Genomic DNA, 24486 nt, shown 5'->3' with positions numbered 1-24486 from the left:
TGTGGGCGGCATCTGCAAAAAAGGAGAACAACATGGCAAAAGATCATCCTACCGGCCAGTCCGGTCTGTATCAGGCATTTTTGCAGCTCAAGACCCCGGAACAGTGCTACCGTTTTTTACAGGATGTGTGCAGCTATTCCGAGCTGAGCGCAATGGAGCAGCGCTACAACATTGCCGAAATGCTGGTGGACAAGCGCATCTACACCGAGATCATGGATAAGACCGGTGCATCCAGCGCCATCATCAGCCGGGTAAGCCGGGTGCTGAGTGCCAACGACAGCGTGCTGCGCGCCTTGCTGGAAGCGGAAAAAGCTGCCGACGATCAAAACTGAACTTCCACACAAACCATGCCGCGTGCCGCCCGTGCGGTATGCGGCTTTTATCATTCAACTGGGAAGGCAGAAGTCCCCACGCCAGCGGGGTACTTCTATCGTTTTTCCTCATGCGGTGCAGATGCGCCGTCTTCATCAGAAATCAGGGAGGTTTGATTTTTATGAGCAAAGCTGTTGTATTTTTTGCCGAGGGCACCGAGGAATGTGAAGCCCTGCTGGTGGTCGATCTGCTGCGCCGCGCCAAGGTGGAGGTGACCGTGGCCAGCGCATCCGGCAGCCGTGAGATCGTGAGCAGCCACAAGGTGCATATCACCGCCGACGCACTGGCCGAAGAGGTGGATTATTCGGATGTGGACATGGTGGTGCTGCCCGGCGGCATCCCCGGCACCCCGAACCTTGCCGCCAACAAGACCGTTACCGACACCTGCGTTTCCTTTGCAAAGAGCGGCAAAAAGGTAGCTGCCATCTGCGCAGCACCCAGCGTGCTGGCATCTCTCGGCCTGCTGGAGGGCAGAAAAGCCACGGCGCACGCCGGTTTCCAAGACAAATTGGCCGGTGCCGAGGTGCTGGATACCGAAGTGGTAGTGGACGGCAATATCACCACCAGCTACGGTCTGGGCGGTGCCATCCCCTTTGCGCTGGAGCTGGTGCGCCAGCTGGCCGGGCAGGCTGAGGCCGACCGCATCCAGAACGCCATCGCCTACCGCCACTGAGGGAGGAAACTGAAATGCGTTTTGTCACCTGCCGCCTGCCGGACGGCGTAGAAGATCCGGCCATTCTTTCGCCGGACGGCACACAGATCTGGCCGCTGAGCTGGCTGGGCCTTTCCTATAAAACCTTGTCCGATGCCATCCCCTTTCTGACCCCGCAGGTGCGGGCAGGCCTGCAGCTTGCCATTGCGGGCATCCCGGCCCTGCCCGTGGATGCCGTGCAGCTGCAAAGCCCTATTCCCTGCCCGGCGCAGGATGTGGTGTGCCTTGGCATCAACTACATGGCCCACTCGGACGAAGCGGAGAAATACTCTGCCGATGCCTTTACAACCAAACATCAGGATGCCATTTATTTTTCCAAGCGCGTTTCCCGCGCTGTGCCGGACGGCGGTTTTATTGAAGCTCACACTGACCTTGTGCAGAAGCTGGACTACGAATGCGAACTGGCTGTGGTTCTGGGCAAAGATGCCAGGGATGTGCCCGCTGGGCAAACAAAAGACTATGTGTTCGGCTACACCATCCTGAACGACGTTTCCGCCCGCGATGTGCAGACCGCCCACAAGCAGTGGTATTTCGGCAAAAGTCTGGACGGCTTCACGCCCATCGGCCCCTGCATCGTTACCGCAGACGAATTCGACACCTACCCGCCCAAGCTCGGCATCCGAAGCTTTGTCAACAGCGAAAAGCGGCAGGACTCCAACACCGGCCTGCAAATTTTTGACATCGACCATGTTATTCACGAGCTTTCGCAGGGCATGACCCTGAAGGCCGGCACCATCATTGCCACCGGCACCCCGGCAGGCGTGGGCATGGGCATGGACCCGCCGCAGTTTTTGAAGCCCGGCGACACGGTGCGCTGCGAGATCGACGGCATTGGCAGTCTGACCAACACCGTGCGGTGAGCACTGGCATTTGTGCCAAATATCCACTGCGTTTTCCGTCTGTTTGCATGAAAATCCGCAGCGGCACTGCTCTTTTGCGGGTAGGTGTGGTATACTGGAACACGCGAAATACTGCGGCCGCTGGCCGTCAAAAAGAGGTAAATGAAACATGAAAGAATACGCATTCGGCATCGATCTGGGCGGCACCACCGCCAAGATCGGCCTGTTCAAGACCACCGGCGCGCTGCTGGAAAAGTGGGAAGTTCCCACCGACACCTCCAACGCCGGTGAGCACATTCTGAAAAATCTGGCCGCTGCCGTGCAGGGCAAAATGCAGGAAAAAGGCCTTGCCGCTGAGCAGGTAGAGGGCGTGGGCGTGGGCGTGCCCGGTCCTGTGCTGGACAGCCGCATCGTGCCCATCATCTGTGCAAACCTCGGCGGCTGGGGCAAACACAATGTGGCCGAAGAGCTTGGCGGTATGCTGAGTGGCATCAAGGTTCTGGTGGGCAATGACGCCAACGTGGCTGCTCTGGGCGAGATCTGGATGGGTGCCGCCAAGGGCTGCCGCAGTGCGGTCATGGTCACGCTGGGCACCGGCGTGGGCGGTGGTGTCATCGTCAACGGCAAGGTCATTGATGGCACCCACGGTGCCGGCGGCGAGATCGGCCACATCACCGTGGACCGCCACGAGACCGCTGCCTGCGGCTGCGGCAAGCACGGATGTCTGGAGCAGTATTCCAGCGCCACCGGCGTTGTGCGCTGCATGAAGAAGCTGCTGGACGAGAACCCGGATACCCCCTGCACCCTGCGCGGCACCGAGTTTGCCGCCAAGGACGTGTTTGATGCCGCCCGCAATGGCGACGCCCTTGCCGCCCGCGAGGTGGACGAGATGACCGATACCCTCGGCATGGCGCTGGCAACCATTGCCGCCACCGTGGACCCGGAGATGTTCATGGTGGGCGGCGGCGTGTCCCGCGCAGGCGAGGTTCTGTTTGCCCCGCTGCGGGAGCACTTCAAGGTCTATGCCTTCAAGTCCTGCCGTGAGACCCCCATCGTGCCCGCCATCCTCGGCAACGATGCCGGTATCTATGGTTCTGTGCGCCTGATCGTGGGCGAATGATCCCTCTGTACGCAAAAAGCTCTGCCGTGCTTGCGGTAGAGCTTTTTTGTATGCGTGTGTTTTTTTACAGCGTTTCATCCCCCGGCAGCTGATTCCACAGGCGGTAGTAGACGCCCTGCTTTGCCAGCAGCTGGTCGTGGGTGCCGGATTCCACGATGCCCTCTTCGCCCAGCACAAGGATGCGGTCGTAGTCCTTGATGGTGGTCAGGCGGTGGGCGATGGTGAGGGTGGTACGGCCATGGGCCAGCTTTTCAAGGCTCTGGCCCACCAGGATCTCGCTTTCGTTGTCCAGCGCGCTGGTGGCCTCGTCCAGAATGAGGATGGGCGGGTTCTTCAGGAACACCCGCGCAATGGCGATGCGCTGCTTCTGTCCGCCGGAGAGCTTGACACCGCGCTCACCCACATAGGTATCAAAGCCATCCTTCAGGGCCAGAATGAACTTTTCGGCCCCGGCCAGACGCGCTGCTTCCATGATCTCTTCGCGGGTGGCGCCGGGCTTGCCGTAGGCGATGTTCTGGGCCACCGTGCCGCTGAACAGATACACGTCCTGCTGCACGATGCCGATATCCTGCCGCAGGCTTTTCAGGGTGACATGGCGGATGTCCTGCCCATCGATCAGGATGCGGCCGCTGGTCACTTCGTAGAAGCGGGGGATGAGGTTGCACAGGGTGGTCTTGCCGCCGCCCGAAGGGCCGACCAGCGCCAGCCGTTCGCCCGGCCGGATATCCAGACTGACGTTGTGCAGCACCTTGTTGTGGTCGTCCGGGTACTCAAAGCTGACGTTTTCAAACCGGATGTCACCGGGGCCGGGCTGCAGCGGTACCGCATCCGGGACATCGCCGATGGTCACAGGGGTGTCCATGATCTCGGCAAAGCGCTCGATGCCGGTCATGCCGCGCTGGAACTGCTCGGCAAACTCCACGATGCGGCGGATGGTGGCAATAAGGGTGGTGACGTACAGCATATAGGCCACCATGTCACCGGCGGTGATCCTGCCGTACACCAGCGAGAGGCCGCCTGCCAGAATGACCACCAGATACATCAGGCCGTCGAACAGGCGGGTGGAGGTGTTGAAGGCACCCATGGCGTAGTAGCCGAGGGTCTTGATCTGCTCAAAATCCCTGTTGCCCTTTGCAAACTTCTCGCGTTCCTCATCCTCGGCGGCAAAGGCCTTCACGACACCCTGCCCCAGCAGGCTGTCCTCGATGGTGGAGTTCAGCTCGCCGATCTGCACGCGCTGCTGGCGGAACCGCGCCCGCAGCCGTCCGTTCAGGTAAACGGACACCACGCCCATCAGCGGCACGCAGGCGAACACCGCCAGCGTCAGCGGCACACTGGCCCGGCACAGGATGACAAAGGACACCACGATCTTGATGGCCGCAATGAAAAATTCCTCCGGGCAGTGGTGGGCGAACTCGGTCACATCGAACAGGTCGTTGGTGATGCGGCCCATGATGGTGCCTACCTTGGTGTTGTTGTAGTAGGTGTGGTCCAACTTGAGCAGGTGGTCAAAGGCATCGCGGCGCATATCCGTCTCGATGTGCACGCCCATGATATGACCGATGCTGGACATGTAATAGCTGGCTGCACCGTCGATGATGCGCAGCACAAAATAGAGTGCTGCCAGCCGCAGCACGATGCCCACCGTCAGAGTGATGCCCACGCCCATGGCGGCGTTGGTGATGGTGCTCATGATCTTGGGCAGCACGATGTCACACAGGGTGGTCAGCGCTGCACAGAACAGGTCCAGAAACAGGGTCTTTTTGTACTTTGCCAGATAGGGCAGAAAACGCCGGATCAGCGCACCGCTGCCTGCGTGGTGCGCCCCGGGGTCGTTGATCTTGGTTTTTGACATGGTTCCTCCGTTTTTTGGTTTCTTTAGGCCTTTACGATTCAGGATGTTTCAGATACTTTTCAGTGGGCTCGCCCCCTCAGTCAAATCCTTCGGATTTGCCAGCTCTCCCAAAGGGAGAGCCCTTGGCAAAGAGATGAAGTTTGCGTGGACTGCCAAAGGCTCCCACTTTGAGGAAAGACTTCCCCCGGCCGGGGGAAGATGTCACCGCAGGTGACAAAAAGGGGAATCTGGCATCGCGCAAGCGACTGAGAGGGCGAGGCCGTTTTTATTTTTACACTTTTTTACTGTAATCCCGCTCGCCGTAGATGGCGGTGCCGATGCGCACAAGGGTGGCACCCTCCCGGATGGCGTTTTCAAAGTCGCCGCTCATGCCCATGGAGAGGGTCTCCATGGACACGTTGGAATAGCCGCGCTCTCCGGCCTGCACAAACAGCTTGTATACCTCGGCCAGATAGCGGCGGTTGCGGGCATCGTCGTCGTTCACGGGCGGAATGGCCATCAGTCCCTTGACCCGGATGTGCTCCTGTGCGGCAGCAGCATCCAGCAGCGGCCAGAGCGCTTCCGGTGCCACGCCGGTCTTGCTCTCCTCGCCGCCGATGTTCACCTCCAGCAGCACGTTCTGCACGATGCCGGCCTTGGCTGCTTCCTTCTCGATGGCGTTCAGCAGATGCTCACTGTCCACGCTTTGGATGAGGCTGGCACGGCCCAGCACTTTTTTAATTTTGTTCGTCTGCAGATGGCCGATAAAGTGGCTGGGCTTGCCGCAGTAAGCACCTGCGTCAAAGTTTGCGCACAGCTCCTGTACATGGTTCTCACCGAACACATCGATGGGCAGGGCTGCGCTTGCAGCCACGGTCTGCGCCGTGCGGGTCTTGCAGGCGGCGCACAGCTGCACCGCTGCCGGGTCGCGGCCTGCTTCACGGGCCGCGGCTGCCATCTTTTCCCGGATCTCTGCCACGGCCTCCTGCATCTGTTCCAGATTCTTTTCTGCCATGATGCTCAGTCCTCCTCGGTATACTTGGCACGTTCGCCGCCGATGAGCTTCGGGCGGGTGCGGGCGCACAGAATGTTCGCTTCACCAATTTTGGAAAGGCTCAGCCGCACCGGCACAGCCACCCGCTTCAGGTGCATCCCGATCAGGGTGCCGCCGATATCAATGCCTGCATGGGCACGGATCTCTTCCACGGCCACCGGCTCCCGGAACTTCTTCCAGCAGGTAGTGGCCCAGCTGCCGCCTGCGTGGGGGCGCGGCACCACGCACACCTCTTCCCAGCCGTATTTTTCGGCGGCTTCGCGCTCGATGATAATAGCGCGGTTCAGATGCTCACAGCACTGCGCGGCCAGCCAGATGCCGTTTTCGGCCAGCACTGGGGCAATGCCCGCGTACACGGCCTGCGCGGCTTCCAGACTGGAATCCTTGCCAATGTGCCCGCCCACGATCTCGCTGGACGAGCAGCCTACCACGAACACATCGCCCTTTTTCAGCTTTGCTTCGGCCAGCAGTTCGGTCACTGCCTGCCGGGCCTGCATCTCGATTTGTTTTTTGAATTCTTCTGTCATAAAAAACACCTCGGTTTTTATCAAAAATCAAAGATTTGCACTGCGCACCTTTTCGCTGCCTGCAAGGCCGAGATACAGCCTGCTCTCCACCGGGCACAGAGCTGTCACACCGCCTGCACCCTTGCTGGAGACCGTCCGCTTCCAGCTGCCGTCTGCCGTATCCACAGCTTCCGCGCAGGGCGCATCGGCAGGCAGGCTGAATAGCTTTTCCTGCAGATTCCGGCCTGCACGCAGGGCAATGCCCCGCAGCAGGGTGCTGTCGGCGTTCTTTTCCAGCCAGCTGCTGCGCGCCCACCGGTAGCCGATGTACAGGGTGCCGTCTGCATCCACAGCAAGCGCACCGGGATACCCCGGCAGGCCGGAAACAAAGCTCTGGCAGTTTTTACCGCCCGCCGTCAGGTCGCGGGCATCGGCGGCAGCGCTCCACACACAGCGGTTCCCAAGGTCAGCCACGAACAGCGTGCTACCGTCCCGGCTCAGGGCCAGCCCGGAAGCACCGGCCACACCGCCCAGCACCTTCTGCACCGTGCGTGCTGCCGGGTCGTATACATACACGCAGCCCGTGCCGGTGTGGGCCAGCAGTTCGGTGCGCAGAGTGCTCTCCAGCCCGTCCGCGGCACTGGCACTGGCAGCAACAGCAAAGTAGATCTTGCCGTCCGGCGCGGCTTCCACCGCTGAGACAGCCCCCAGCGGTGCACCGTCGATCTGGGTCACTACCTGCTCCACCGCCGTGCCCCAGCTGTCGTGGGCGGCGCGGCACAGGCTGCCGCCGCCGGGCGTGAGGATGCTCAGCCACAGGTCCCCGCTGCCGTCAAAGGCAAAACCGGTCAGCTCACCGTCCACGGAAAGGATGGCCGCATCGTGTCCGCCGTCGGTGCGCACAAGGTCGCTCGTGCGCTTTTTTAAGGCTGCGCCGTCGTATGCTGCGGCATACACAAGGCCGTCCTGTGTGCGGATGCAGTCCACACCCTGATATTCGCCCAGATCCAGCGTTCCCTTATGATCGGCGGCAAGGGCCGTCTGTGCTGCACCGGTGTCCTGCCGGACATCCGGCGCGGTGTAGCCTTGTGGCGGCGTATCGATGGGCCGGAACACCAGTGCATACACCAGCGCCAGCAGGATGCACACGCCAAACACCGTGCTGGCCGTGCGGAACCGCTTGAGCAATGCGTCCCGCTCCACCGCCATCTGGGCCGCATACTCGGCACGGCGGCGGGCGGCGCGGGCATTGGCGCGGTTTGCCCGGCGCATCCAGCGATCCACGAACAATGCCACCTGCGGCCCGATGGTGAGCGACGCAATGGCAAGGATGAGCAGAAATTCAATAAGTCCGATCCTCATAGGGCTTTTTCCTTTATCTTCAGAGCTTTTTCAGGGGGGTATCCCCTTATCGTTTCAGTATAGCATCTGTGGCGCGGCAGTTCAAGCACCCAACTCTGTCTCCCGGCTTTTGCCGCCGCCTGCCGCCTTTTTCTCCATCTTTCCTGCCAAAGACTTTTTTGCCGTGCTGAAATATGCTATACTGATTATAAATATGGCATTCTGCACCGGAATGCCGCGTGTCAGTGTAAAAGAGGATAACATGGAAGCATTCAAATATAATGTGCAGCCGGGCCGCTACCGGCATTTCAAGGGCAACGAATACGAAGTGCTGGGCATGGCCCGCCACAGCGAGACCGAAGAGGAAATGGTGGTGTACCGCGCCCTGTACGGGGAACGCGGGCTTTGGGTGCGTCCTGCCGCCATGTGGTGCGAGACCGTGGAGCGGGACGGCAAAGTGCAGCCGCGCTTTGTGCGCATTGAGGAGTGAACCGGCAGTTTTTGCCGATGGGATAAAACGGAGGGTGATACTTTTGTACAGTGAACAAAAACAGGCGCTTGCCGCCGAACTGAGCTTCAAGCATCCGGCAGTGCTGGCTGTCAGCGGTTCCGCAGGCAGCGGCAAGACCGCTCTGCTGGCCGCGCTGCTGCCGGTGCTCAAGAGCCGCGGGCTGAAGGTGGGCGTGATCCGCGAGGCTGACGATCTGCGCCTGCCCGCCGAGACCGACCGCCTGCATGAGGCCGGTGCCGAGGGTGTGGCCGTGTTTACTGCCGGGCGCTATCTGCTTACCGAGCAGTTCCGCCTGAACGAGCAGGACCTGCTGGCTTTGTTCGAGCGCCACGGCTACGACCTTGTACTGCTGGAAGGCTTTGGCGACAGCGGCTGGGCCAAGATCGAAGTGGTGCGCAGCTCGGTCAGCCCGGTGGGCACCGCGTTCCAGCCCATGGCCATCGTGGGCGATGTGCCGGGCGCTGATTTCGCACTGGACGATCCTGCTGCTCTGGCAGACTGGATCGAGAACCAGATGCCGTCCCTGTAACGGAGGTTCTGCATGAAACTCATCCGTACCGAAGACGCTGTCGGGCAGGTGCTCTGCCACGACATTACACAGATCATTCCCGGCCAGTTCAAGGGAGCACGCTTCCGCAAAGGGCACATCGTCCAGCCGGAGGATATCCCCGTGTTGCTCTCCATTGGCAAAGAGAATCTCTATGTCTGGGAGAAGCGCCCCGGCATCCTGCACGAGGACGAAGCCGCTGCCCTTTTGTACAAGGCAGCGGCGGGCCGCAACATCCACGGCACTGAGCCGAAGGAAGGCAAGATCGAACTGGTTGCCGACTGCGACGGTCTTTTGAAGATCGACCGCGCCGCCCTGCTGGCCGTGAACCGCACACCCCAAATGATGATCGCTACCATCCACGGCGACCTGCCCGTGAAAAAGGGCCAGAAGCTGGCCGGCACCCGCATCATCCCGCTGGTGATCGAGCAGGAGAAGATGGATGCCATGCAGGCTGCGGCAGGCAGCGAGCCCATCCTGAACGTGCTGCCTTTCCACCCGAAAAAGTTTGCGGTCATCACCACCGGCAGCGAGGTATTCAAGGGACGCATCGAGGACAGATTCACCCCCGTTCTGGTGGGCAAGCTGGCCGAATACGGCTGCGAGATGACCTATCACAAAACCTGCGACGATGACCCCGCCGGGATCACCGCCGCCATTCTGGAAGCAAAGGCCGCAGGCTGTGAGCTGATCTTTACCACCGGCGGCATGAGCGTAGACCCCGACGACCGCACGCCGCTTGCCATCAAGAACACCGGTGCCGAGATCATCACCTATGGCGCACCGGTGCTGCCGGGTGCCATGTTCCTTGTGAGCTATCTGGACGGTGTGCCGGTGTGCGGCCTGCCCGGCTGCGTGATGTACGCCAAGCGCACCATTTTTGACCTGCTGCTGCCGCGCCTGCTGGCCGACGACCCCATCACTGCCGAGGACATTGCCCGGCTGGGCGAGGGCGGGCTGTGCTTAGGCTGCGCCGAATGCCACTGGCCCAACTGCGGCTTCGGGCATTGCTGAAACCCTCTCAGTCAAAGCCTTACGGCTTTGCCAGCTCTCCCAAAGGGGAGAGCTTTATCAAGGTAAAAATTATGAGCGAAACAAAACTTTCTCATTTTGATGCGTCCGGCAGCGCCGTGATGGTGGATGTGAGCGAAAAGCCCGTCACTGCACGGCAGGCTGTGGCCCGCGGCATCATCACTATGAATGCGGCAGCCTTTGCCGCTGTTCGGGACGGCACCGCCCAGAAGGGCGACGTGCTTGGCGTGGCCCGCATTGCAGGCATCATGGCGGCCAAGCGCACCAGTGAGCTGATCCCCCTGTGCCATCCGCTGCCGCTGAGCAAGCTGACTGTGGATTTTCACCTTCTGCCCGAACAGCAGGCCGTAGAGGCCGTGTGCACCGCCAGGACCATCGGCGTGACCGGCGTGGAAATGGAAGCTCTGACCGGCGTTTCTGCCGCGCTGCTCACCATCTACGATATGTGCAAGGCCGTGGATAAGGGCATGGAGCTGGGCGAGATCCACTTGGTCGAGAAGACCGGCGGCAAGAGCGGGCACTATGTGCGGGCCGAGGGCGGCTATGTTTGATGCATACGGCCGCAATATCCACTATCTGCGCCTTTCGGTCACCGACCTGTGCAACCTGCGCTGCCGCTACTGTATGCCGGACGGCGTGCCAAAGCTGGCCCACGAAGATATTCTGACCTATGAGGAATTTCTGCGGCTGGCTGCGCTGTTCGCCCAGTGCGGCATCGACACGGTGCGCATCACCGGCGGTGAACCGCTGGTGCGCCGGGGCGTGGAACAACTGACGGCGGGCCTGAAAGCCATTCCCGGCATCCGCCGCGTTGCCCTTACCACCAACGGCGTGCTGCTGGCCCAGAAGCTGCCCGCCCTGCTGGCGGCGGGCCTTGACAGCGTGAACATCAGCCTTGACACCTTGCACCCGGAGACCTTCCGGCGCATCACCGGCAAAGACGAGCTTGCCGCCGTGCAAAACGGCATCCGGGCGGCCCTTGCCAGCGGCATACCGGTCAAGCTGAACTGTGTGCCGCAGCCCGGCGTGAACGAGGGCGAGCTGGAAAGCCTTGCTGCCTTCGCACAGGAGCATCCGCTGCAGGTGCGCTTTATTGAGATGATGCCCATTGGCTTTGGTACCGGGCTGCCCTGCCTTTCCGGCCCGGAACTGCTGGAGCGCTTTTACCGCCGCTGGCCGCAGCTGCAGCCGGTGACCGGTGCGGCCTTTGGCGATGGGCCGGCGGTGTATTATTCTGCGCCCGGCTGGCGCGGCAGCATCGGGTTGATTGCTGCCGTGCACGGCAAATTCTGCGCTTCCTGCAACCGGGTGCGGCTGACAAGTCAGGGCTTTCTGCGTCCGTGCCTTGCCAGCGAATCCGGCACCGACCTGCGTGCTCTGCTGCGCAGCGGCGCGGACGACGCGGCCCTTTTGCAGGCCATTCAAAACACGATTCTGGCAAAACCCCGGGAACATCACTTCGGCCAAGGCTCCATGCCCGCCACACGAGGGATGTACCGGATCGGAGGATAACACAAATTTATGGGTAAAATTCTGGCTATCTGCACAAGCCCCCGGCGCGGCACCTTGAAAACGCCGGTGCCGTCCGCTGTTCTCACCCCGGAGTGGGGTATTGTGGGCGATGCCCACGGCGGCAGCTGGCACCGGCAGGTCAGCCTGCTGAGCGCGGAAAAAATTGAAGTTTTCCGTCAAAAGCTCTGGGTGGACTACGGTGCCTTTGGCGAAAATCTGGTGGTGGAAGGGTTCGATCTTGCCACCCTGCCGGTGCCCAGCTTTTTTGCCATTGGGGATGCCGTGCTGGAAATGACCCAGATCGGCAAGGAGTGCCACAGCGACTGCGCCATCCGCCAGCAGACCGGCGACTGCATTATGCCGCGGGAGGGCGTGTTCGCACGGGTGGTAAAAGGCGGCACCATCCATACCGGCGACGAGATGAAGCTGCTGCCCACCCCGGCAGATCTGCCCCTGCGCGCGGCGGTGATCACCCTTTCCGATAAGGGCAGCCGCGGCGAACGGGAGGACAAAAGCGGCCCGCTCATTGTGGAGATGCTCACCGCCACAGGCTACAAGGTGGAGGAAGCGCTGCTTCTGCCGGACGATGCCGCCCAGCTCAAAACCCAGCTGCTGCGCCTTGCGGATGCCCGTCAGGTGAACCTGATCCTCACCACCGGCGGCACCGGCTTTGCACCCCGGGATATCACCCCGGAGGTGACTTTGAGCGTAGCCGAACGCAACGCGCCCGGCATTGCCGAGGCCATGCGGTACCATAGCCTTACCATCACACCGCGCGGGATGCTCAGCCGCGGTGTCAGCGTGCTGCGCGGCAAGACCCTGATCGTGAACCTGCCGGGCAGCCCTAAGGCCGTAAAAGAAAACCTCGAGTACATCCTGCCCAGCCTTGCGCACGGCATCCGCCTTGCCGCCGGGCTGGACGGCGAATGCGCCCGGAAGTAAAAAAGTATCCCGGTGGGCGGCACCGCATCCTGTACCGTATCAAATGCAAAGATTCATTTTAAAAACAGGAGCGCTTATCATGAACAACACTAAAATTTCCCGCCGCAGCTTTCTGGCTGCTGCCGGTATCGCCGGTGCCGCTGCGGCCCTGACCGCCTGCGGCTCCTCCGCTTCCAGCGCTGCATCTTCCGTGGCAGGCTCTGCCGCTGCTTCTTCTGAAGCTACCGGTGGATCCATGGAGCTGATCGTGTTTGCCGCCGCATCCCTCACCGAGACCCTCACCGCCATCGGCGAGATCTACTCTGCCGAGAACCCCGGCGTGACCTTCAGCTTCAACTTCGACTCCTCCGGCACCCTCAAGACCCAGATTCAGGAAGGCGCGGACTGCGACCTGTTCATCTCCGCCGGTCAGAAGCAGATGAACCAGCTGGACAGCACCGCTTCCGCCGATGTGAACACCGAAGGACTGGACTTCGTGGACAGCGATTCCCGCGTGGACCTGCTGGAGAACAAGGTCGTTCTGTGCGTGCCCGAGAATGGCGATAAGGGCATCGACAGCTTCGATTCTCTGGCCGAGCACCTCAAGGCCGAGGACATTCTGTTCTGCATGGGCAACAGCGATGTGCCCGTGGGCCAGTACACCCAGAAGATCCTTGCCTACTACGCTTTGGACGAAGAAGCACTGGCCGCAGCCGGTGTCATCACCTACGGCTCCAACGTCAAGGAGGTCACCACCCAGATCACCGAAGCCAGCGTGGATGCCGGTGTCGTGTACTGCACCGATGCCTACAGCGCAGGCCTGACCCCCGTGGATGAGGCCACCAAGGAGATGTGTGGTCAGGTCATCTATCCTGCCGCCGTGCTGAAGGCCGCCCCCAACGCCGAGGCTGCCAGGGAGTTCCTGGCCTATCTGCAGACCGACCGCGCCGCCACCGTGTTCGAGAGCGTGGGCTTCACCGCACTGTAAATCCGTTGTTTTTCAGAGCTTCCCCTCCGGGGGAAGCCTTTTTATTCGGAGGTATCATTTATGGACTGGTATCCCCTTTGGAACAGCCTGCGCATCGCCCTCGTCAGCTGCGCGGCGGTGTTCTTCCTTGGCATTTTTGCCGCCTACTATATTGCCAAGCTGCCGCGCACTGTCAAGGGCGCGCTGGACGTGGTGCTCACCCTGCCCATGGTGCTGCCGCCCACGGTGGTGGGCTATTTTCTACTGCTTTTGTTCGGCGCAAAGCGGCCGCTGGGTGCCTTTTTCATGGAGCATTTCGGCGTGAAGCTTGTCATGAACTGGTACAGTGCCATCTTTGCATCCATCGTGGTGGCCTTTCCGCTGATGTACCGCACGGCGCGCGGCGCGTTTGAAAGCTTTGACGAAACGCTGGCATGGTCGGCGCAAACGCTGGGCCAGTCGGGCGTGTGGATCTTCTGGCGGGTGCGGATGCCCTGCTGCCGTCAGGGCATTCTGGCCGGCACGGTGCTGGCCTTTGCCCGCGCGCTGGGCGAGTACGGTGCCACCAGCATGATCGCAGGCTACACCCCCGGCAAGACCGCCACCATTGCCACCACCGTGTACCAGCTGTGGCGCACCAACGACGAAGCCGGTGCCATGCGCTGGGTGCTGGTGGATATCGTGATCTCGGCAGTGGTGCTGCTGGCCGTGAATCTGCTGGAGAAAAAACAGAAAGCAGGTGGCCGCGCATGAGTCTTGAAGTGAACATTACCAAAAAGCTGAATGGCTTTACCCTTCACGCCAACTTTGCCGCGCGCAGCACCGCCACAGCCATTCTGGGCGCATCCGGCTGCGGCAAAAGCATGACCCTGCGCTGCATTGCCGGTATCGTAAAGCCGGATGCGGGCCGCATCGTACTGGATGGCCGGGTGCTGTTTGACAGCGCCCAGCACATCGACCTGCCGCCGCAGCAGCGCGGCGTGGGCCTGCTGTTCCAGAACTACGCACTGTTCCCCAACATGACCGTGGAGCAGAACGTGCTCTGCGGCCTGAAAGCCGAAAAAGACAAGGCCGCCCGCAAGGCCCGCTGCGCCGAAATGCTGCAGGCCATGCGGCTGGAATCCCTTGCCAAGCGCTACCCGGCCCAGCTTTCCGGCGGACAGCAGCAGCGCACCGCGCTGGCACGCATCCTTGTGGGCAGGCCCAAAATTCTGATGCTGGACGAGCCGTTCAGTGCGCTGGACAGCTACCTGCGTGAGGAAGTGGAGGGCGAAGTGGGCAGCCTGCTGGCCGGGTTTGGCGGCACGGCGCTGCTGGTCACCCACAACCGTGACGAAGCCTACCGCCTGTGCCGGGATATGATCGTGATGGATGGCGGGCAGGTGCTGCGCACCGGCGGCACCAAAGAGGTGTTTGCAGACCCGCAGAGCGCCACCGCTGCACGGCTGACCGGCTGCAAGAACATTCTGTCCTGCACCCGCGTGGATGCCCACACCGTGCGCCTGACCGGCTGGGATGCGCCCCTTCACCTTGCCGCCGAGGTTCCGGAAACCTGCACCGCCGTGGGCATCCGCGCCCACGACTTTGCCCCCTGCGCACCAGCTGCGCCGAACGCTCTGCCGGTGCAGCTGAACTCCACCAGCGAGAATCCCTTTGACTGGAACCTGATCTTTACCGCGCCGGACGGCACCACCCGCCTGTGGTGGAAGGTGAGCAAGACGAACCTGACCGCTGCGTCGCCGGAGGCACCGGCGTTTCTGGGCACTGCACCGCAGAACATCATGCCGTTGGGGTGACGGACAGTGCAAAAACCGCCCTGAAGGGCGCTGTGGGTAGCAGCGGATTTTCAAAGCCGCACAGCATATTCCCCGGCCAGGAAGCCGGATAAAACAAAAAGCGCGTACATTCGGCAGTTTGCTAAAATGTACGCGCTTTGATTTGTGCATTATTCTGGTATTCCCGTTTTTTTGTGGATCGCCTCGCGGTAGCGCCATGCGATCATACCGCTGATGAACGGATACGCTGTGCGGTGGGTGTGCACCTCGTTGATGGCAAGGCTGTGCACCGGGCAATTCTTCTGCCCGGCGGCGCTGCCCAAAAAGCGGGCGTTTTTCTTTTGGATTGCTGTGCTTGGCACTTGTTTTTGTATTTTTCATGCTTTTATCCGGTCGTTTCAGTGTCAATTCCAACGTTCTGGGCATAAAATGGTATTATAGCTAATATTATCACACTTCGCAGTTTTCTGTAATAAACATCCCTGTATTCAGCGGCCTGCGGTCTGCCCCGCAAACTCCGGCTGTGCAGGGCCGTTTTTCTGTGGTATACTGGTACTGGAAGCAGCCCGCCGCTGCGGGCACTTTTTTTGAAAAGCATTCACGCAAACTTCACAGCTTTTTTTTATTCTTGCTGTATGATATTCTGGTCAAGAAGTCTATTATTGAGGAAGGTGTCTGTATTATGGCTAAGATCCTGATCGTTGACGATGAGCCGCGCATCCGCGAGCTGATCCGCGAACATTTACAATATTCCGGTTATATCTGTGAAGAGGCCGCTGACGGCACAGCTGCGCTGACCCAGCTTTCCGGCGGGGCCTTCGATCTGGTCATTCTGGACCTGATGATGCCGTTCATGGACGGTATGACCTGCCTGCGGGAGATGCGCGCCCGCCACATCAACACGCCGGTCATCATCCTGACCGCCCGCGGCGAGGAATACGACAAGCTGGCCGGCCTGGAGAGCGGTGCCGACGACTACGTTGTCAAGCCCTTCTCTCCCCGTGAGCTGGTAGCCCGCGTCAAGGCCGTGCTGAACCGCACCATGCCCAAGCCCGCCGCTGCCTCCGACACCATGACCTTTGGTGAGCTGACCATCGACACGGCCAGCCACACGGTGCGCGTTTCCGGCGAGGAGGTGGCCCTGACCCCCAAGGAGTTCGACCTGCTGGTGTTCCTTGCTTCCAACAAGGGCATCGCCCTCAGCCGTGAAAAGATCCTGCAGAAGGTGTGGAACTACGACTACTTTGGCGAGGACCGCACCGTGGACACCCATGTCAAAATGCTGCGGGGCCATCTGGGCAAGTGCCGCAGCTACATTGCTACCGTGTGGGGCATCGGCTACAAATTCGACCCCGACGCAACGCGCTGATAAAGGAGCGGAGGATTCATGCGGCACCATCACTCCCCCGGCATCCGCGGCCAGCTGATGTGGTTTTTGTGTTGTATCTGTCTGTTCCTGCTGGCACTGGTGTGGTTTCTGTCCACCCAGCTGCTGGAACCGCTGTACACCAAGCACATTGAAAAACAGCTGACCACTCAGGCAGAAAGCATCACCGCCGAGCTGGACAAGGCTATTGCAAACGGCGAAGCCCTTTCGGCATGGTCTTTTGGCCATCTTACGGTCAACACCACGTTTTTTGACCGGCTTGCCACCCAGCTGTACGCCAGCGGTTCGCTGAACAGCTTCTGTGTGGATATTTCCGATACCACCATGCGCACGATCTATAAGATCGAGAACCAGTCCTACTGCAACCTGCACGAAACGCTGCTCTCGGATTCCGCCAACAATGATATGATCGTTTCCACCGCTGTGGCCATGCGCAAGAAATGCCGCACCACCGGCGGCTTTGTGCAGACCCTGAATCCGCCGCGGCTCTCCGGCTCGGCACAGCTGCTGGTAGGGCGCAACACCTCCGGCGGCGAGTACACCGTTCTGGTCACTACCAGCCTTGTGCATGTGGCTGAAGCCGGCAAGGTACTGAGCACCGTGCTGCCCATGGCAGCGGCGCTGATCTTTGCCTTTGCCATGACGGCGGCATGGCTGTTCAGTGAGTGGTTCACAAAGCCGCTGCGCCAGCTTTCCAGCGCTGCCCGCCAGATGGCCATGGGCAACTATGCCGTGCAGGTGGATACCCGCCGCAGCGATGAGCTGGGCGATCTGGCCCGGGACTTCAACCACATGGCAAGCGAGGTGCAGCATTCTTCGCAGATGCAGCGCGACCTGCTGGCCAACGTCTCCCACGACCTGCGCACCCCGCTGACCCTTATCAAGGGCTATGCCGAGACGGTGCGCGACATTACCGGCGACGACAAGGCCCACCGCGATGAGCAGATGAACATTATCGTGGACGAGACCGACCGCCTGACCGCACTGGTCTCCAGCGTGATGGAGCTGAGCAAGGTGACCAGCGGTGCCGACAAATGCGAGCGCGTGCACTTTGATATGGGCCAGCTGTGCGACGAGGTGAGCGAACGGTACGATGCCATCTGCGCCCAGAACGGCTGGCAGCTCCAGCTGGAGCTGCCGGACGAGGAACTGCCCGTTTACGCAGACCCCAACATGATGCAGCGCGCACTGCATAACCTGCTGGGCAACGCCATGCACCACATCGGCAAAGACGGCATCTTCATCCTGCGGGCCCAGCGCTGCACCGAGGGCGTGCGGATCGAGGTGGAGGACCATGGTCCCGGCATCTCTGCCGACGACCTGCCCTATATCTTTGATCGGTACTACCGCTCCCGTTCGGATGCCGGCAAGCAGGGCACCGGTCTGGGCCTTTCCATCACCAAGGCCATCTTCCAGCAGCACGGCTTCCGCTTTGGTGTGCAGAGCGCCATTGGCATGGGCACTACGTTCTGGTTCATCATGAACGACCTGCCCGCCAATGCAGCCGAGATGGCCGGGCAGGATAATCAGGAATAATTTTAAAGCCGGGATGACCGTGTGGTCGTCCCGGCTTTTGCTTTTTCTATAGAGCATCGTTTCTGCCCGCAATGCTGCGGCCATTCCAAATGATTTACTGGCTGGAATCTGCTGTGCGATAAATTCCGAATGTATTATCCGGTGCGGGCATTTCCACCCGGGAGGCACGATCATTCACAGCCCACATCATCCAGCCCATTGCAGCCAGTGCCGCCAGAATGATGATCCATTTGACAAAATTCGGCAGTTTTTTCATAGAAGATCCTTCAAATCCGTTTTATACTTTATTTTATATTTTCTGCTTTTATTCCGGTCTGCAAAGTTTCCGTGCACATCTGAGCAGCTCTTCGGCCTGCTGGCTGTCCAGCTGCTTCACCCATGCACCGCGCGCTGCTGCGCCCTCGCCGGTGCTGCCCGCTTCGGCAAAGCTGGCAAGGTCCGAGTCGGTACGGCTCTGCCAGGGCGAAAAGCCTTCCGGTGCAATGTGGGCTCCCAGACGGCAGTCCAGCACAGCCGTTTTACCGGTGGGCCGCCATGGCCTGCCCAGAAACACCGTGCCCGCCGGGCAGTCGTCCGAAATAAAGTCGCAGTCCCAGAACACAAACCCGAGGCCATCGGCACGGCCCGAGGGAGCCGTGACGTAGCTTGCAGGCAGGTGGTTGTTCACGGTGCGGATGGTGCACTGCTCAAACAGAGCGTCCGCGCCGCCAAAAATAAAATCGATATCTCCCGCGATCTCGCAGTGCCGGTAATACTGGGCCGTCGGTCGGCGGGGCGCAAAGCGGCCCGGGCCAAGGAAGCCATCCTTCTCCCGCTCCTTCTCCGGCAGAGGGGCGCAGAACAGCGTATCCTGATTGCCTAGCAGCCGCACATTCTCAAAGAGGGTGTGTGAGCAGTCCACATAAGCCGCCACGGCCTGCCCCACCTTTGCCCCGGGGCCGGCATCGTTTTCAATGGTCAGGTCCCGCACCCGCAGTTCTATCCCCCGGAAAAACGCGGTATAGCTGCGGAAGGTGTGGGTGGGCCTGCCGTCCGGGTGCGGCAGACTGCCGCCGTCGCCCCACACGATGCGGGTGCTTTCCATGCCTGCGCCGATCAGGGTGATATCCTGTTTTTCGCACACCAGCTTTTCGCGGTAAACTCCCGGGCCAATGCGGATCTCTGCTGCGCAGGCATAAGGTACGGCCAGCACCGCTTCGGACACCGAAGCAAAATCGCCGCTGCCATCCTGCGCTACGGTTATGGTAAGCATATTTCTGTCCTCCCGTTTTGTTTCTATGCTTCCATAGTATACCTTCTCCTCCGTCGAAAATCAACGAAGTTTGTATGAACATCAAACGCATTTTTCCAGCCGCAGCACCGCCGCCGTAATGTCATCCGGCCTGCCGGTCTTCTGGGCGCGCACGCGGGCCGTTTCCACCAGCGTTTTTGCAACTTTTTCCGGCGCATCTCCTGCCGCAGCGGAAAGCTCCAGCTGCTTTGCCACCCAGCCCGGGCCGTCCACCAGCAGCCCGTCCGAGACCAGCACCGCATAATCGCCCACCGTCAAATGCACCACCCGGCTCTGTCCGTTCACTCCGCCCAGAATGCCCACCGGCAGGCTGGTGTCGCCCACAGCACGCACCCGCCCGCCGTGCACAAGGAAGCCCGGTGCCGCACCGGCCTTGAACAGCCTTGCCGTGCCGGTGTAAAGATCCACGCTGATGAGGTCCAGCGTGGCACCGCTCTCATCCTCACTTTTCAGGGCAAGGGCCACGTTGACCAGTCTTGCCGCCAGCTCTGCGGTAAAGCCCGCCTTGAGCAGCCGGGCCGTCAGCTCGGCGGCAAGGTTGCCATCCACGGCTGCAGGCCTGCCGGTGCCCATGCCGTCGCACAGGATCATCTGCGCTGCCGCCGGGCTGCAGAACTGCTGCACCGCATCGCCGGAAATACTGCCCCGCGCCGCCGCGCCCGCCATGCCGAACACGGCCCGCAGCACAGGCTTTTCGCTGAACAGCAGGGTGGTCATTCCCTTGCAGGAAAGCACCTGCGGCACTTCCAGCGTGCGGCGGCAGATGCGGCCCACCTCCCCGGCCAGCGCGGCCAGCTCCTGCGCCGAGAAGCGGGTGCGCGGCAGCGTGACCGCCGCATGGGTGCGGCCCAGATCATCCAGCGTGACGGCACACTCCTGCGGCGGAGTGCCAAGCTGCGCAAAAAAGTCCGCCACCCGGCCGGATTTATAGGGTTCCGGGTCGCCCGGACGGCCCAGCTGTTCTCCCAACACGCCCAGCGCTTCGGCCACGGCGCTGTACTGCTCGGTCAGGGCAGTGCGCATGGCTTCGGCATGAAGGCGGGCCTCCTTGCGGCTGCGGTACAGCGCAAAGGAGCGGTTTGCCGCTGCGCACAGTGCTGCCGGGTGGATGCACCGGGATAATTGCCCGGGCAATTGAGTCGTTTCCAGCCCGCCGCTGCTTTCCAGCAGAGGGCGCAGTGCTTCCATGCCCTCCAGCGTGGCGGCATACTCCTGCTTCCAGCAGGTATCCCGCCGTCCGCAGTTAAAACAAAGGGTATCATGTGTATTATCAATTACCCAATGGAAATCCTCACGCCGGTGCGGCAGCGTTTCGTAGACATCGTTCACGGTCTCTGCCAGCGATGCAAGGCTCTGGGACACCTGTTCCAGCCGGGTGGCCGCTGCACTGTACTGCTGCGGCTGGGCCTGCCCTGCCTGCGGCTTTTCTTCCGGCTCCGGCACAAGCCATGCTGCGGGCATGGCCGCTACGGCCGTGATGCCGATGCAGACGTTCAGCAGATATTGGAACGCGCTCCCGGGCGGCTGCACACAGAGTGCACCGGTCACGCAGCCGCCCGCGTAGGCAGCTACCGTTTCCATGCGCCGTCCGGGTGCCAGCACCGCCGCTGCCGCCGTGGCACAGGCAAGGCCGGATGCCGCAAAGCTGAGAGCCGGGTCTGCCGCGCACAGCGCAGCGCCCAGCACCGCGCAGGCCGCAAGCGCGGCTTTGGCCTGCCCTTTGCTGCATAAATACAGTTCCAGCGCCGCGCAGACGATCACGCCCGGCAGCAGCTGCCACAGCTGCACACTGCCCAGCGCCGCCGCTGCGGCCGCACCCACCAGAAGCATCCCGGCACCCGGCTTTTCGGGCGCAAACTGCCGCAGACAAAAGCCCATGGCTGCGGCCAGCAGGGCATCTGCTGCACTGTAAAGCACCAGCTCTGCCCCGCCGCCGCCAAAGGCAAAGCACAGCGCCACGCCCACCAGCGTGCCGCAGCCCGCCAGTGCCGCCGGGGTCAGTGTTCTGGCACCCATCCACCGCGCTGCCACTGCAGCACCCAGTGCGCACAGCATACAGACACTGCGCAGCGAGAGCGCGCCAAACCCGTGCAGCAGCACACCCAGCGCCGCACCCGCCGCACAGGGGGCAAAGCAGTCCTCTGCAAAGCCCAGCACAAAGCCCAGACCAAAAGGCATCAGTGCACCGTACAGAACGGCCCAGCCGCCTGCAAATCCCACTGCCACAGCCGCCAGCCTGCGCGCTGCCGGGCGCAGCTCTGCCCGCCGTGCCAGCGCTGCCCGCTGTCTGTTCTGCCGCCCGACCGCTGCCAGACCCATCCGCTCTGTCATAAAAACTCCCCGCTTTCCGGCGGGGCGTTGTGGTTCTGTTCCCCGCGCTTTCTGCATATACTGTAGCGCGGGCGCGCGGCGATTTTTGGCGCGGTGCAGTGTTCTGCCGCAAACCGGCCCAAAGACGCAAAAAAGCCCTGCAGCGTTCAAAAATGCTGCAGAGCTTTGTGATTTTATGGCAAAAATCAGCCGTTCAGCTTTTCAATTGCCGCTTTTACGCGGGCAAGGGTGGTTTCGCGGCCCATCATGCAGGCAAGGTCGGTGCCGCCGCCGGGGGTGCGCTGCTTGCCAGAAAGGGCAATGCCCAGCGGGTACAGCAGCCAGCCGTTCTTCTTGCCCAGCTCCTCAGCCTTGGCCTTGCAGGCATCGAAGACGGCATCGCGATTGCCAAAGTCCAGTGCTTCGTCGCTGAGCACAGGCAGCAGGGCTTCCAGTGCCTCCTTGCCGGTCTCCGGGGTGGTCTTCTGCTTCTTGTTGGCGTACATGCTCACATCGTACTCGGGCATCGCATCAAAGAAATCCAGCTGTTCCGGGATCTCGCCTAGCACTTCGCAGCGGGGCTGCAGGTTTGCGCACAGCAGCTTCTTGTCGATGGAGGTGTGCACGGCCTTGTCGATCCACGGCTCCGCCTTCTTCTGGAACTCTTCCGGGGACAGGCGGCGGATATATTCCGCGTTGATGGCCCGCAGCTTGAGGGGATCGAAGATAGCCGGAGACTTGGAGATGCCGTCCGGAGACCAGATCTTGACCAGCTCCGGCAGGGAGAAGATCTCCTGCTCGGCATACTCGCCCTTGGGGCTCCAGCCCAGCAGGCAGATGTAGTTCAGCACGGCCTCGGTCAGGTAGCCCTTTGCCACCAGATCCTGATAGCTGGCATCGCCGTTGCGCTTGGAAAGCTTATTCTGCGCATCCTTCATGACCGGCGGGCAGTGGATGTAGGTGGGGATCTCCCAGCCGAACGCCTGATACAGCAGATTGTACTTAGGGGTAGAGGACAGATACTCGCTGCCGCGGATCACGTGGGTGATGCCCATGAGGTGATCGTCCACCACATTTGCAAAGTTGTAGGTGGGCATGCCGTCGGTCTTGATGAGGATCTGGTCGTCCATCTCGCTGTTGTTCACCTCGATGTGGCCGTACACCACATCGTCGAAGCCGGTCACGCCCTCGCGGGGGATCTTCTGGCGGATAACATAGGGTTCCCCGGCAGCAAGACGCTTTTCCACTTCGTCCTTGGGCAGGTCGCGGCAGCAGCCGTCATAGTGGGTCATTTCGCCGTTGGCGCGCTGCTCGGCGTGCAGGGCCTCCAGACGCTCCTCGGTGCAGAAGCAATAGTATGCCTTGCCCTCGGCCACCAGCTGCTCGGCATACTGCTTGAACATGCCCATGCGCTCGCTCTGCACATAGGGGCCCACGGGGCCGCCGATGTCCGGGCCTTCGTCCCACAGCAGGCCGGTCTCCCGCAGGGTGTTGTAGATGACATCCACAGCGCCCTCCACATAGCGGCCCTGGTCGGTATCCTCGATGCGCAGGATGAAGGTGCCATCCTCGTGCTTGGCCATCAGGTAGGTGTACAGGGCAGTGCGCAGGTTGCCAACGTGCATATAACCCGTGGGCGACGGCGCAAAACGGGTGCGGACTTTATTGCTCGGCATAGAAAAACGCTCCTTTATTCTCATGCAAAAAATTTGCGGATAGCTATGTTTTATTGTACTGATTCTGCGCTGTTTTGTCAATGCGGGATAACATCATGCATTCACAGCTTTGCTTTTCCTTTTGTTCGCAATATGCTATACTTGATTCAACAAATCGAAACTTGTCGGGGCGAGGCCCCTCCATCTTGCTACGCAAGACCGTTCTGTCACTTAAAAGCCCCACTGGGGCTTTCATTGTTCCGCTTCGCTCCACAAACGCGAATTTATATATAAAGGAGAATATTGATGAAACTGTTTTTATGTTCGCACTTTTCAAGTGTAGGAAGTCTGATAAAGGAAGAAATTGAAAATAAAAAAGTCGCATTTATTCCAACAGCTTCGCTGCGTGAAGGCTACACCGGTTATGTCGGCTCGGCTCGAAAATTATTCAAAAAGTTGGGAGCAATCGTAACTGAAATTGATATTTCAACGGAGGCTTATTCAACGATACAGTCTGTTTTTGAAGATGCGGATGTGATATATTTTACCGGCGGAAATTCTTTTTTCCTTATAGACCAGCTCCGTAAAACGGGAACGGATGAGCTGTTGAAGAAAGAATTGGCAAAGGGAAAACTGATGATTGGTGAATCGGCAGGTGCGATTATATGCGCTCCAAGCATCCAATATATCGAGCAAATGGATGAAAAGCCGGAGGACTACTCACAAGAAGATGATGCAGGGCTTGATTTGATTGATTTCTATGTTCTTCCGCATTATCTTACAGCACCATTTAAGAAAGTTACCGAGAAAATAATGACTGAGTTTTCGGATTTGAATCTATGCCCAATTAACAACCGTCAGGGAATTGTAATTGATGGTGAAGGTTCAAAGGTTATTTGCAAAGACTAATTTGAAAATTCGCGTTTGTGGAGCGAAGCGGAACAATGAAAGCCCCAGTGGGGCTTTTAAGCGACCGAACGGTCTTGCGTTAGCAAGATGGAGGGGCTTTGCCCCGACAAGTTCGCGTTTGTGGAGCGAAGCGGAACAATGAAAGCCCCAGTGGGGCTTTTAAGCGACAGAACGGTCTTGCGGCAGCAAGATGGAGGGGCCTCGCCCTGACAAGTTCGCGTTTGTGGAGCGAAGCGGAGCAATGAAAGCCCCAGTGGGGCTTTTAAGTGACAGAACGGTCTTGCGGCAACAAGATGGAGGGGCTTTGCCCCGACAAGTTCCAGTTTGCCGTACAGCACTGAACAACAGAAAAGCC

25 protein-coding genes are annotated in these 24486 nt (G+C 60.4%); 16 read left to right on the top strand and 9 right to left on the bottom strand.

Going from position 1 to position 24486, the window contains the following annotated elements:
* The first annotated feature begins 32 nt into the window (after nucleotides 1-32).
* From ACGHP1_RS01650 to ACGHP1_RS01635, 4 genes are all read left to right on the top strand, one after another.
* Nucleotides 33-332 (top strand): YerC/YecD family TrpR-related protein, encoded by a 300-nt coding sequence (locus ACGHP1_RS01650; RefSeq protein ID WP_005937644.1) that lies wholly within the window; start codon nucleotides 33-35, stop codon nucleotides 330-332.
* A gap of 161 nt (nucleotides 333-493) precedes the next feature.
* Nucleotides 494-1045, top strand: a complete 552-nt coding sequence (locus tag ACGHP1_RS01645; protein WP_097774274.1) for a DJ-1 family glyoxalase III — start codon at nucleotides 494-496, stop codon at nucleotides 1043-1045.
* A gap of 14 nt (nucleotides 1046-1059) precedes the next feature.
* The gene (locus ACGHP1_RS01640) at nucleotides 1060-1944 is read left to right on the top strand and encodes a fumarylacetoacetate hydrolase family protein (protein WP_390507381.1); all 885 of its coding nucleotides are present in this window, start codon (nucleotides 1060-1062) and stop codon (nucleotides 1942-1944) included.
* A 148-nt stretch (nucleotides 1945-2092) separates the two neighbouring features.
* Nucleotides 2093-3043, top strand: coding sequence for an ROK family glucokinase (locus ACGHP1_RS01635; protein WP_390507379.1), 951 nt, complete (start codon nucleotides 2093-2095; stop codon nucleotides 3041-3043).
* A gap of 64 nt (nucleotides 3044-3107) precedes the next feature.
* On the opposite strand, the gene ACGHP1_RS01630 is transcribed toward ACGHP1_RS01635, so the two are convergent.
* From ACGHP1_RS01630 to ACGHP1_RS01615, 4 genes are all read right to left on the bottom strand, one after another.
* Nucleotides 3108-4898 carry an ABC transporter ATP-binding protein gene (locus tag ACGHP1_RS01630; protein ID WP_390507377.1) on the bottom strand — a complete coding sequence of 597 codons (1791 nt, stop codon included), beginning with the start codon at nucleotides 4896-4898 and terminating at the stop codon, nucleotides 3108-3110.
* A 271-nt stretch (nucleotides 4899-5169) separates the two neighbouring features.
* On the bottom strand, nucleotides 5170-5892 hold the full coding sequence (locus ACGHP1_RS01625) for a YggS family pyridoxal phosphate-dependent enzyme (protein WP_005937660.1): 723 nt from the start codon (nucleotides 5890-5892) through the stop codon (nucleotides 5170-5172).
* 5 nt (nucleotides 5893-5897) lie between these two features.
* Complete coding sequence (locus ACGHP1_RS01620) at nucleotides 5898-6458, bottom strand: TIGR01440 family protein (RefSeq protein WP_097774267.1); 561 nt, start codon at nucleotides 6456-6458, stop codon at nucleotides 5898-5900.
* Between the two features lie 27 nt (nucleotides 6459-6485).
* The gene (locus ACGHP1_RS01615; RefSeq protein ID WP_390507374.1) at nucleotides 6486-7799 is read right to left on the bottom strand and encodes an SMP-30/gluconolactonase/LRE family protein; all 1314 of its coding nucleotides are present in this window, start codon (nucleotides 7797-7799) and stop codon (nucleotides 6486-6488) included.
* A gap of 241 nt (nucleotides 7800-8040) precedes the next feature.
* On the opposite strand from ACGHP1_RS01615, the gene ACGHP1_RS01610 reads away from it, so the two are divergent.
* The 9 genes from ACGHP1_RS01610 (at nucleotide 8041) to ACGHP1_RS01570 (ending at nucleotide 15064) form a co-directional block, all read left to right on the top strand.
* Nucleotides 8041-8268 (top strand): DUF1653 domain-containing protein, encoded by a 228-nt coding sequence (locus tag ACGHP1_RS01610; RefSeq protein ID WP_154260621.1) that lies wholly within the window; start codon nucleotides 8041-8043, stop codon nucleotides 8266-8268.
* Between the two features lie 34 nt (nucleotides 8269-8302).
* The gene (locus tag ACGHP1_RS01605) at nucleotides 8303-8818 is read left to right on the top strand and encodes a molybdopterin-guanine dinucleotide biosynthesis protein B (protein ID WP_223388288.1); all 516 of its coding nucleotides are present in this window, start codon (nucleotides 8303-8305) and stop codon (nucleotides 8816-8818) included.
* Between the two features lie 12 nt (nucleotides 8819-8830).
* On the top strand, nucleotides 8831-9850 hold the full coding sequence (locus ACGHP1_RS01600; protein ID WP_390507371.1) for a molybdopterin-binding protein: 1020 nt from the start codon (nucleotides 8831-8833) through the stop codon (nucleotides 9848-9850).
* Nucleotides 9851-9921: 71 nt separating this feature from the next.
* Entirely contained in the window at nucleotides 9922-10419 is a 498-nt protein-coding gene (moaC, locus tag ACGHP1_RS01595; RefSeq protein ID WP_097774263.1) for a cyclic pyranopterin monophosphate synthase MoaC, read from the top strand.
* Complete coding sequence (gene moaA / locus ACGHP1_RS01590) at nucleotides 10412-11380, top strand: GTP 3',8-cyclase MoaA (protein ID WP_390507369.1); 969 nt, start codon at nucleotides 10412-10414, stop codon at nucleotides 11378-11380. The genes moaC and moaA overlap by 8 nt, the downstream gene beginning before the upstream one ends.
* 9 nt (nucleotides 11381-11389) lie before the next feature.
* Entirely contained in the window at nucleotides 11390-12322 is a 933-nt protein-coding gene (locus ACGHP1_RS01585; RefSeq protein ID WP_390507367.1) for a molybdopterin-binding protein, read from the top strand.
* Between the two features lie 79 nt (nucleotides 12323-12401).
* On the top strand, nucleotides 12402-13289 hold the full coding sequence (gene modA / locus ACGHP1_RS01580; protein WP_390507365.1) for a molybdate ABC transporter substrate-binding protein: 888 nt from the start codon (nucleotides 12402-12404) through the stop codon (nucleotides 13287-13289).
* Between the two features lie 60 nt (nucleotides 13290-13349).
* Nucleotides 13350-14021 (top strand): molybdate ABC transporter permease subunit, encoded by a 672-nt coding sequence (gene modB, locus ACGHP1_RS01575; RefSeq protein ID WP_291015630.1) that lies wholly within the window; start codon nucleotides 13350-13352, stop codon nucleotides 14019-14021.
* Nucleotides 14018-15064: a sulfate/molybdate ABC transporter ATP-binding protein gene (locus tag ACGHP1_RS01570; RefSeq protein WP_390507363.1), complete on the top strand. Its 1047-nt coding sequence runs from the start codon at nucleotides 14018-14020 to the stop codon at nucleotides 15062-15064. Before modB ends, ACGHP1_RS01570 begins: the two co-directional genes overlap by 4 nt.
* Nucleotides 15065-15213: 149 nt before the next feature.
* On the opposite strand, the gene ACGHP1_RS01565 is transcribed toward ACGHP1_RS01570, so the two are convergent.
* A complete protein-coding gene (locus ACGHP1_RS01565) occupies nucleotides 15214-15405 on the bottom strand; it encodes a hypothetical protein (RefSeq protein ID WP_133300817.1) in 192 nt (63 codons plus the stop codon).
* 320 nt (nucleotides 15406-15725) lie between these two features.
* On the opposite strand from ACGHP1_RS01565, the gene ACGHP1_RS01560 reads away from it, so the two are divergent.
* On the top strand, nucleotides 15726-16412 hold the full coding sequence (locus ACGHP1_RS01560; RefSeq protein ID WP_044953253.1) for a response regulator transcription factor: 687 nt from the start codon (nucleotides 15726-15728) through the stop codon (nucleotides 16410-16412).
* A gap of 18 nt (nucleotides 16413-16430) precedes the next feature.
* The gene (locus ACGHP1_RS01555) at nucleotides 16431-17966 is read left to right on the top strand and encodes a sensor histidine kinase (protein WP_390507361.1); all 1536 of its coding nucleotides are present in this window, start codon (nucleotides 16431-16433) and stop codon (nucleotides 17964-17966) included.
* Nucleotides 17967-18060: 94 nt separating this feature from the next.
* Here ACGHP1_RS01555 and ACGHP1_RS01550 read toward each other — a convergent pair whose 3' ends face one another.
* The 4 genes from ACGHP1_RS01550 to gltX form a co-directional block, all read right to left on the bottom strand.
* Nucleotides 18061-18222: a hypothetical protein gene (locus tag ACGHP1_RS01550; RefSeq protein ID WP_165852638.1), complete on the bottom strand. Its 162-nt coding sequence runs from the start codon at nucleotides 18220-18222 to the stop codon at nucleotides 18061-18063.
* Between the two features lie 48 nt (nucleotides 18223-18270).
* Nucleotides 18271-19218, bottom strand: coding sequence for a pectinesterase family protein (locus ACGHP1_RS01545; protein ID WP_390507359.1), 948 nt, complete (start codon nucleotides 19216-19218; stop codon nucleotides 18271-18273).
* A gap of 81 nt (nucleotides 19219-19299) precedes the next feature.
* Nucleotides 19300-21588 (bottom strand): PP2C family protein-serine/threonine phosphatase, encoded by a 2289-nt coding sequence (locus tag ACGHP1_RS01540; RefSeq protein WP_242702930.1) that lies wholly within the window; start codon nucleotides 21586-21588, stop codon nucleotides 19300-19302.
* A 185-nt stretch (nucleotides 21589-21773) separates the two neighbouring features.
* Nucleotides 21774-23243, bottom strand: coding sequence for a glutamate--tRNA ligase (gene gltX / locus ACGHP1_RS01535; protein WP_390507357.1), 1470 nt, complete (start codon nucleotides 23241-23243; stop codon nucleotides 21774-21776).
* Nucleotides 23244-23528: 285 nt separating this feature from the next.
* On the opposite strand from gltX, the gene ACGHP1_RS01530 reads away from it, so the two are divergent.
* Complete coding sequence (locus tag ACGHP1_RS01530) at nucleotides 23529-24131, top strand: Type 1 glutamine amidotransferase-like domain-containing protein (protein ID WP_015563755.1); 603 nt, start codon at nucleotides 23529-23531, stop codon at nucleotides 24129-24131.
* Nucleotides 24132-24486: the final 355 nt, after the last annotated feature.

The sequence above is a fragment of the Faecalibacterium sp. i21-0019-B1 genome (genome assembly GCF_042852915.1).
Taxonomy (GTDB): domain Bacteria; phylum Bacillota; class Clostridia; order Oscillospirales; family Ruminococcaceae; genus Faecalibacterium; species Faecalibacterium taiwanense.
The sequence above is the reverse complement of the archived record's forward strand: the minus strand, read 5'-3'. Positions and strand labels throughout refer to the sequence as shown.

What these genes read in the sequence shown, in the direction of transcription:
- ACGHP1_RS01650 (WP_005937644.1), top strand. Translation starts at nt 33, where the DNA reads ATGGCAAAAGATCATCCTACCGGCCAGTCCGGTCTGTATCAGGCATTT.
- ACGHP1_RS01645 (WP_097774274.1), top strand. Translation starts at nt 494, where the DNA reads ATGAGCAAAGCTGTTGTATTTTTTGCCGAGGGCACCGAGGAATGTGAA.
- ACGHP1_RS01640 (WP_390507381.1), top strand. Translation starts at nt 1,060, where the DNA reads ATGCGTTTTGTCACCTGCCGCCTGCCGGACGGCGTAGAAGATCCGGCC.
- ACGHP1_RS01635 (WP_390507379.1), top strand. Translation starts at nt 2,093, where the DNA reads ATGAAAGAATACGCATTCGGCATCGATCTGGGCGGCACCACCGCCAAG.
- ACGHP1_RS01630 (WP_390507377.1), bottom strand. Translation starts at nt 4,898, where the DNA reads ATGTCAAAAACCAAGATCAACGACCCCGGGGCGCACCACGCAGGCAGC.
- ACGHP1_RS01625 (WP_005937660.1), bottom strand. Translation starts at nt 5,892, where the DNA reads ATGGCAGAAAAGAATCTGGAACAGATGCAGGAGGCCGTGGCAGAGATC.
- ACGHP1_RS01620 (WP_097774267.1), bottom strand. Translation starts at nt 6,458, where the DNA reads ATGACAGAAGAATTCAAAAAACAAATCGAGATGCAGGCCCGGCAGGCA.
- ACGHP1_RS01615 (WP_390507374.1), bottom strand. Translation starts at nt 7,799, where the DNA reads ATGAGGATCGGACTTATTGAATTTCTGCTCATCCTTGCCATTGCGTCG.
- ACGHP1_RS01610 (WP_154260621.1), top strand. Translation starts at nt 8,041, where the DNA reads ATGGAAGCATTCAAATATAATGTGCAGCCGGGCCGCTACCGGCATTTC.
- ACGHP1_RS01600 (WP_390507371.1), top strand. Translation starts at nt 8,831, where the DNA reads ATGAAACTCATCCGTACCGAAGACGCTGTCGGGCAGGTGCTCTGCCAC.
- moaC (WP_097774263.1), top strand. Translation starts at nt 9,922, where the DNA reads ATGAGCGAAACAAAACTTTCTCATTTTGATGCGTCCGGCAGCGCCGTG.
- moaA (WP_390507369.1), top strand. Translation starts at nt 10,412, where the DNA reads ATGTTTGATGCATACGGCCGCAATATCCACTATCTGCGCCTTTCGGTC.
- ACGHP1_RS01585 (WP_390507367.1), top strand. Translation starts at nt 11,390, where the DNA reads ATGGGTAAAATTCTGGCTATCTGCACAAGCCCCCGGCGCGGCACCTTG.
- modA (WP_390507365.1), top strand. Translation starts at nt 12,402, where the DNA reads ATGAACAACACTAAAATTTCCCGCCGCAGCTTTCTGGCTGCTGCCGGT.
- modB (WP_291015630.1), top strand. Translation starts at nt 13,350, where the DNA reads ATGGACTGGTATCCCCTTTGGAACAGCCTGCGCATCGCCCTCGTCAGC.
- ACGHP1_RS01570 (WP_390507363.1), top strand. Translation starts at nt 14,018, where the DNA reads ATGAGTCTTGAAGTGAACATTACCAAAAAGCTGAATGGCTTTACCCTT.
- ACGHP1_RS01560 (WP_044953253.1), top strand. Translation starts at nt 15,726, where the DNA reads ATGGCTAAGATCCTGATCGTTGACGATGAGCCGCGCATCCGCGAGCTG.
- ACGHP1_RS01555 (WP_390507361.1), top strand. Translation starts at nt 16,431, where the DNA reads ATGCGGCACCATCACTCCCCCGGCATCCGCGGCCAGCTGATGTGGTTT.
- ACGHP1_RS01550 (WP_165852638.1), bottom strand. Translation starts at nt 18,222, where the DNA reads ATGAAAAAACTGCCGAATTTTGTCAAATGGATCATCATTCTGGCGGCA.
- ACGHP1_RS01545 (WP_390507359.1), bottom strand. Translation starts at nt 19,218, where the DNA reads ATGCTTACCATAACCGTAGCGCAGGATGGCAGCGGCGATTTTGCTTCG.
- ACGHP1_RS01540 (WP_242702930.1), bottom strand. Translation starts at nt 21,588, where the DNA reads ATGACAGAGCGGATGGGTCTGGCAGCGGTCGGGCGGCAGAACAGACAG.
- gltX (WP_390507357.1), bottom strand. Translation starts at nt 23,243, where the DNA reads ATGCCGAGCAATAAAGTCCGCACCCGTTTTGCGCCGTCGCCCACGGGT.
- ACGHP1_RS01530 (WP_015563755.1), top strand. Translation starts at nt 23,529, where the DNA reads ATGAAACTGTTTTTATGTTCGCACTTTTCAAGTGTAGGAAGTCTGATA.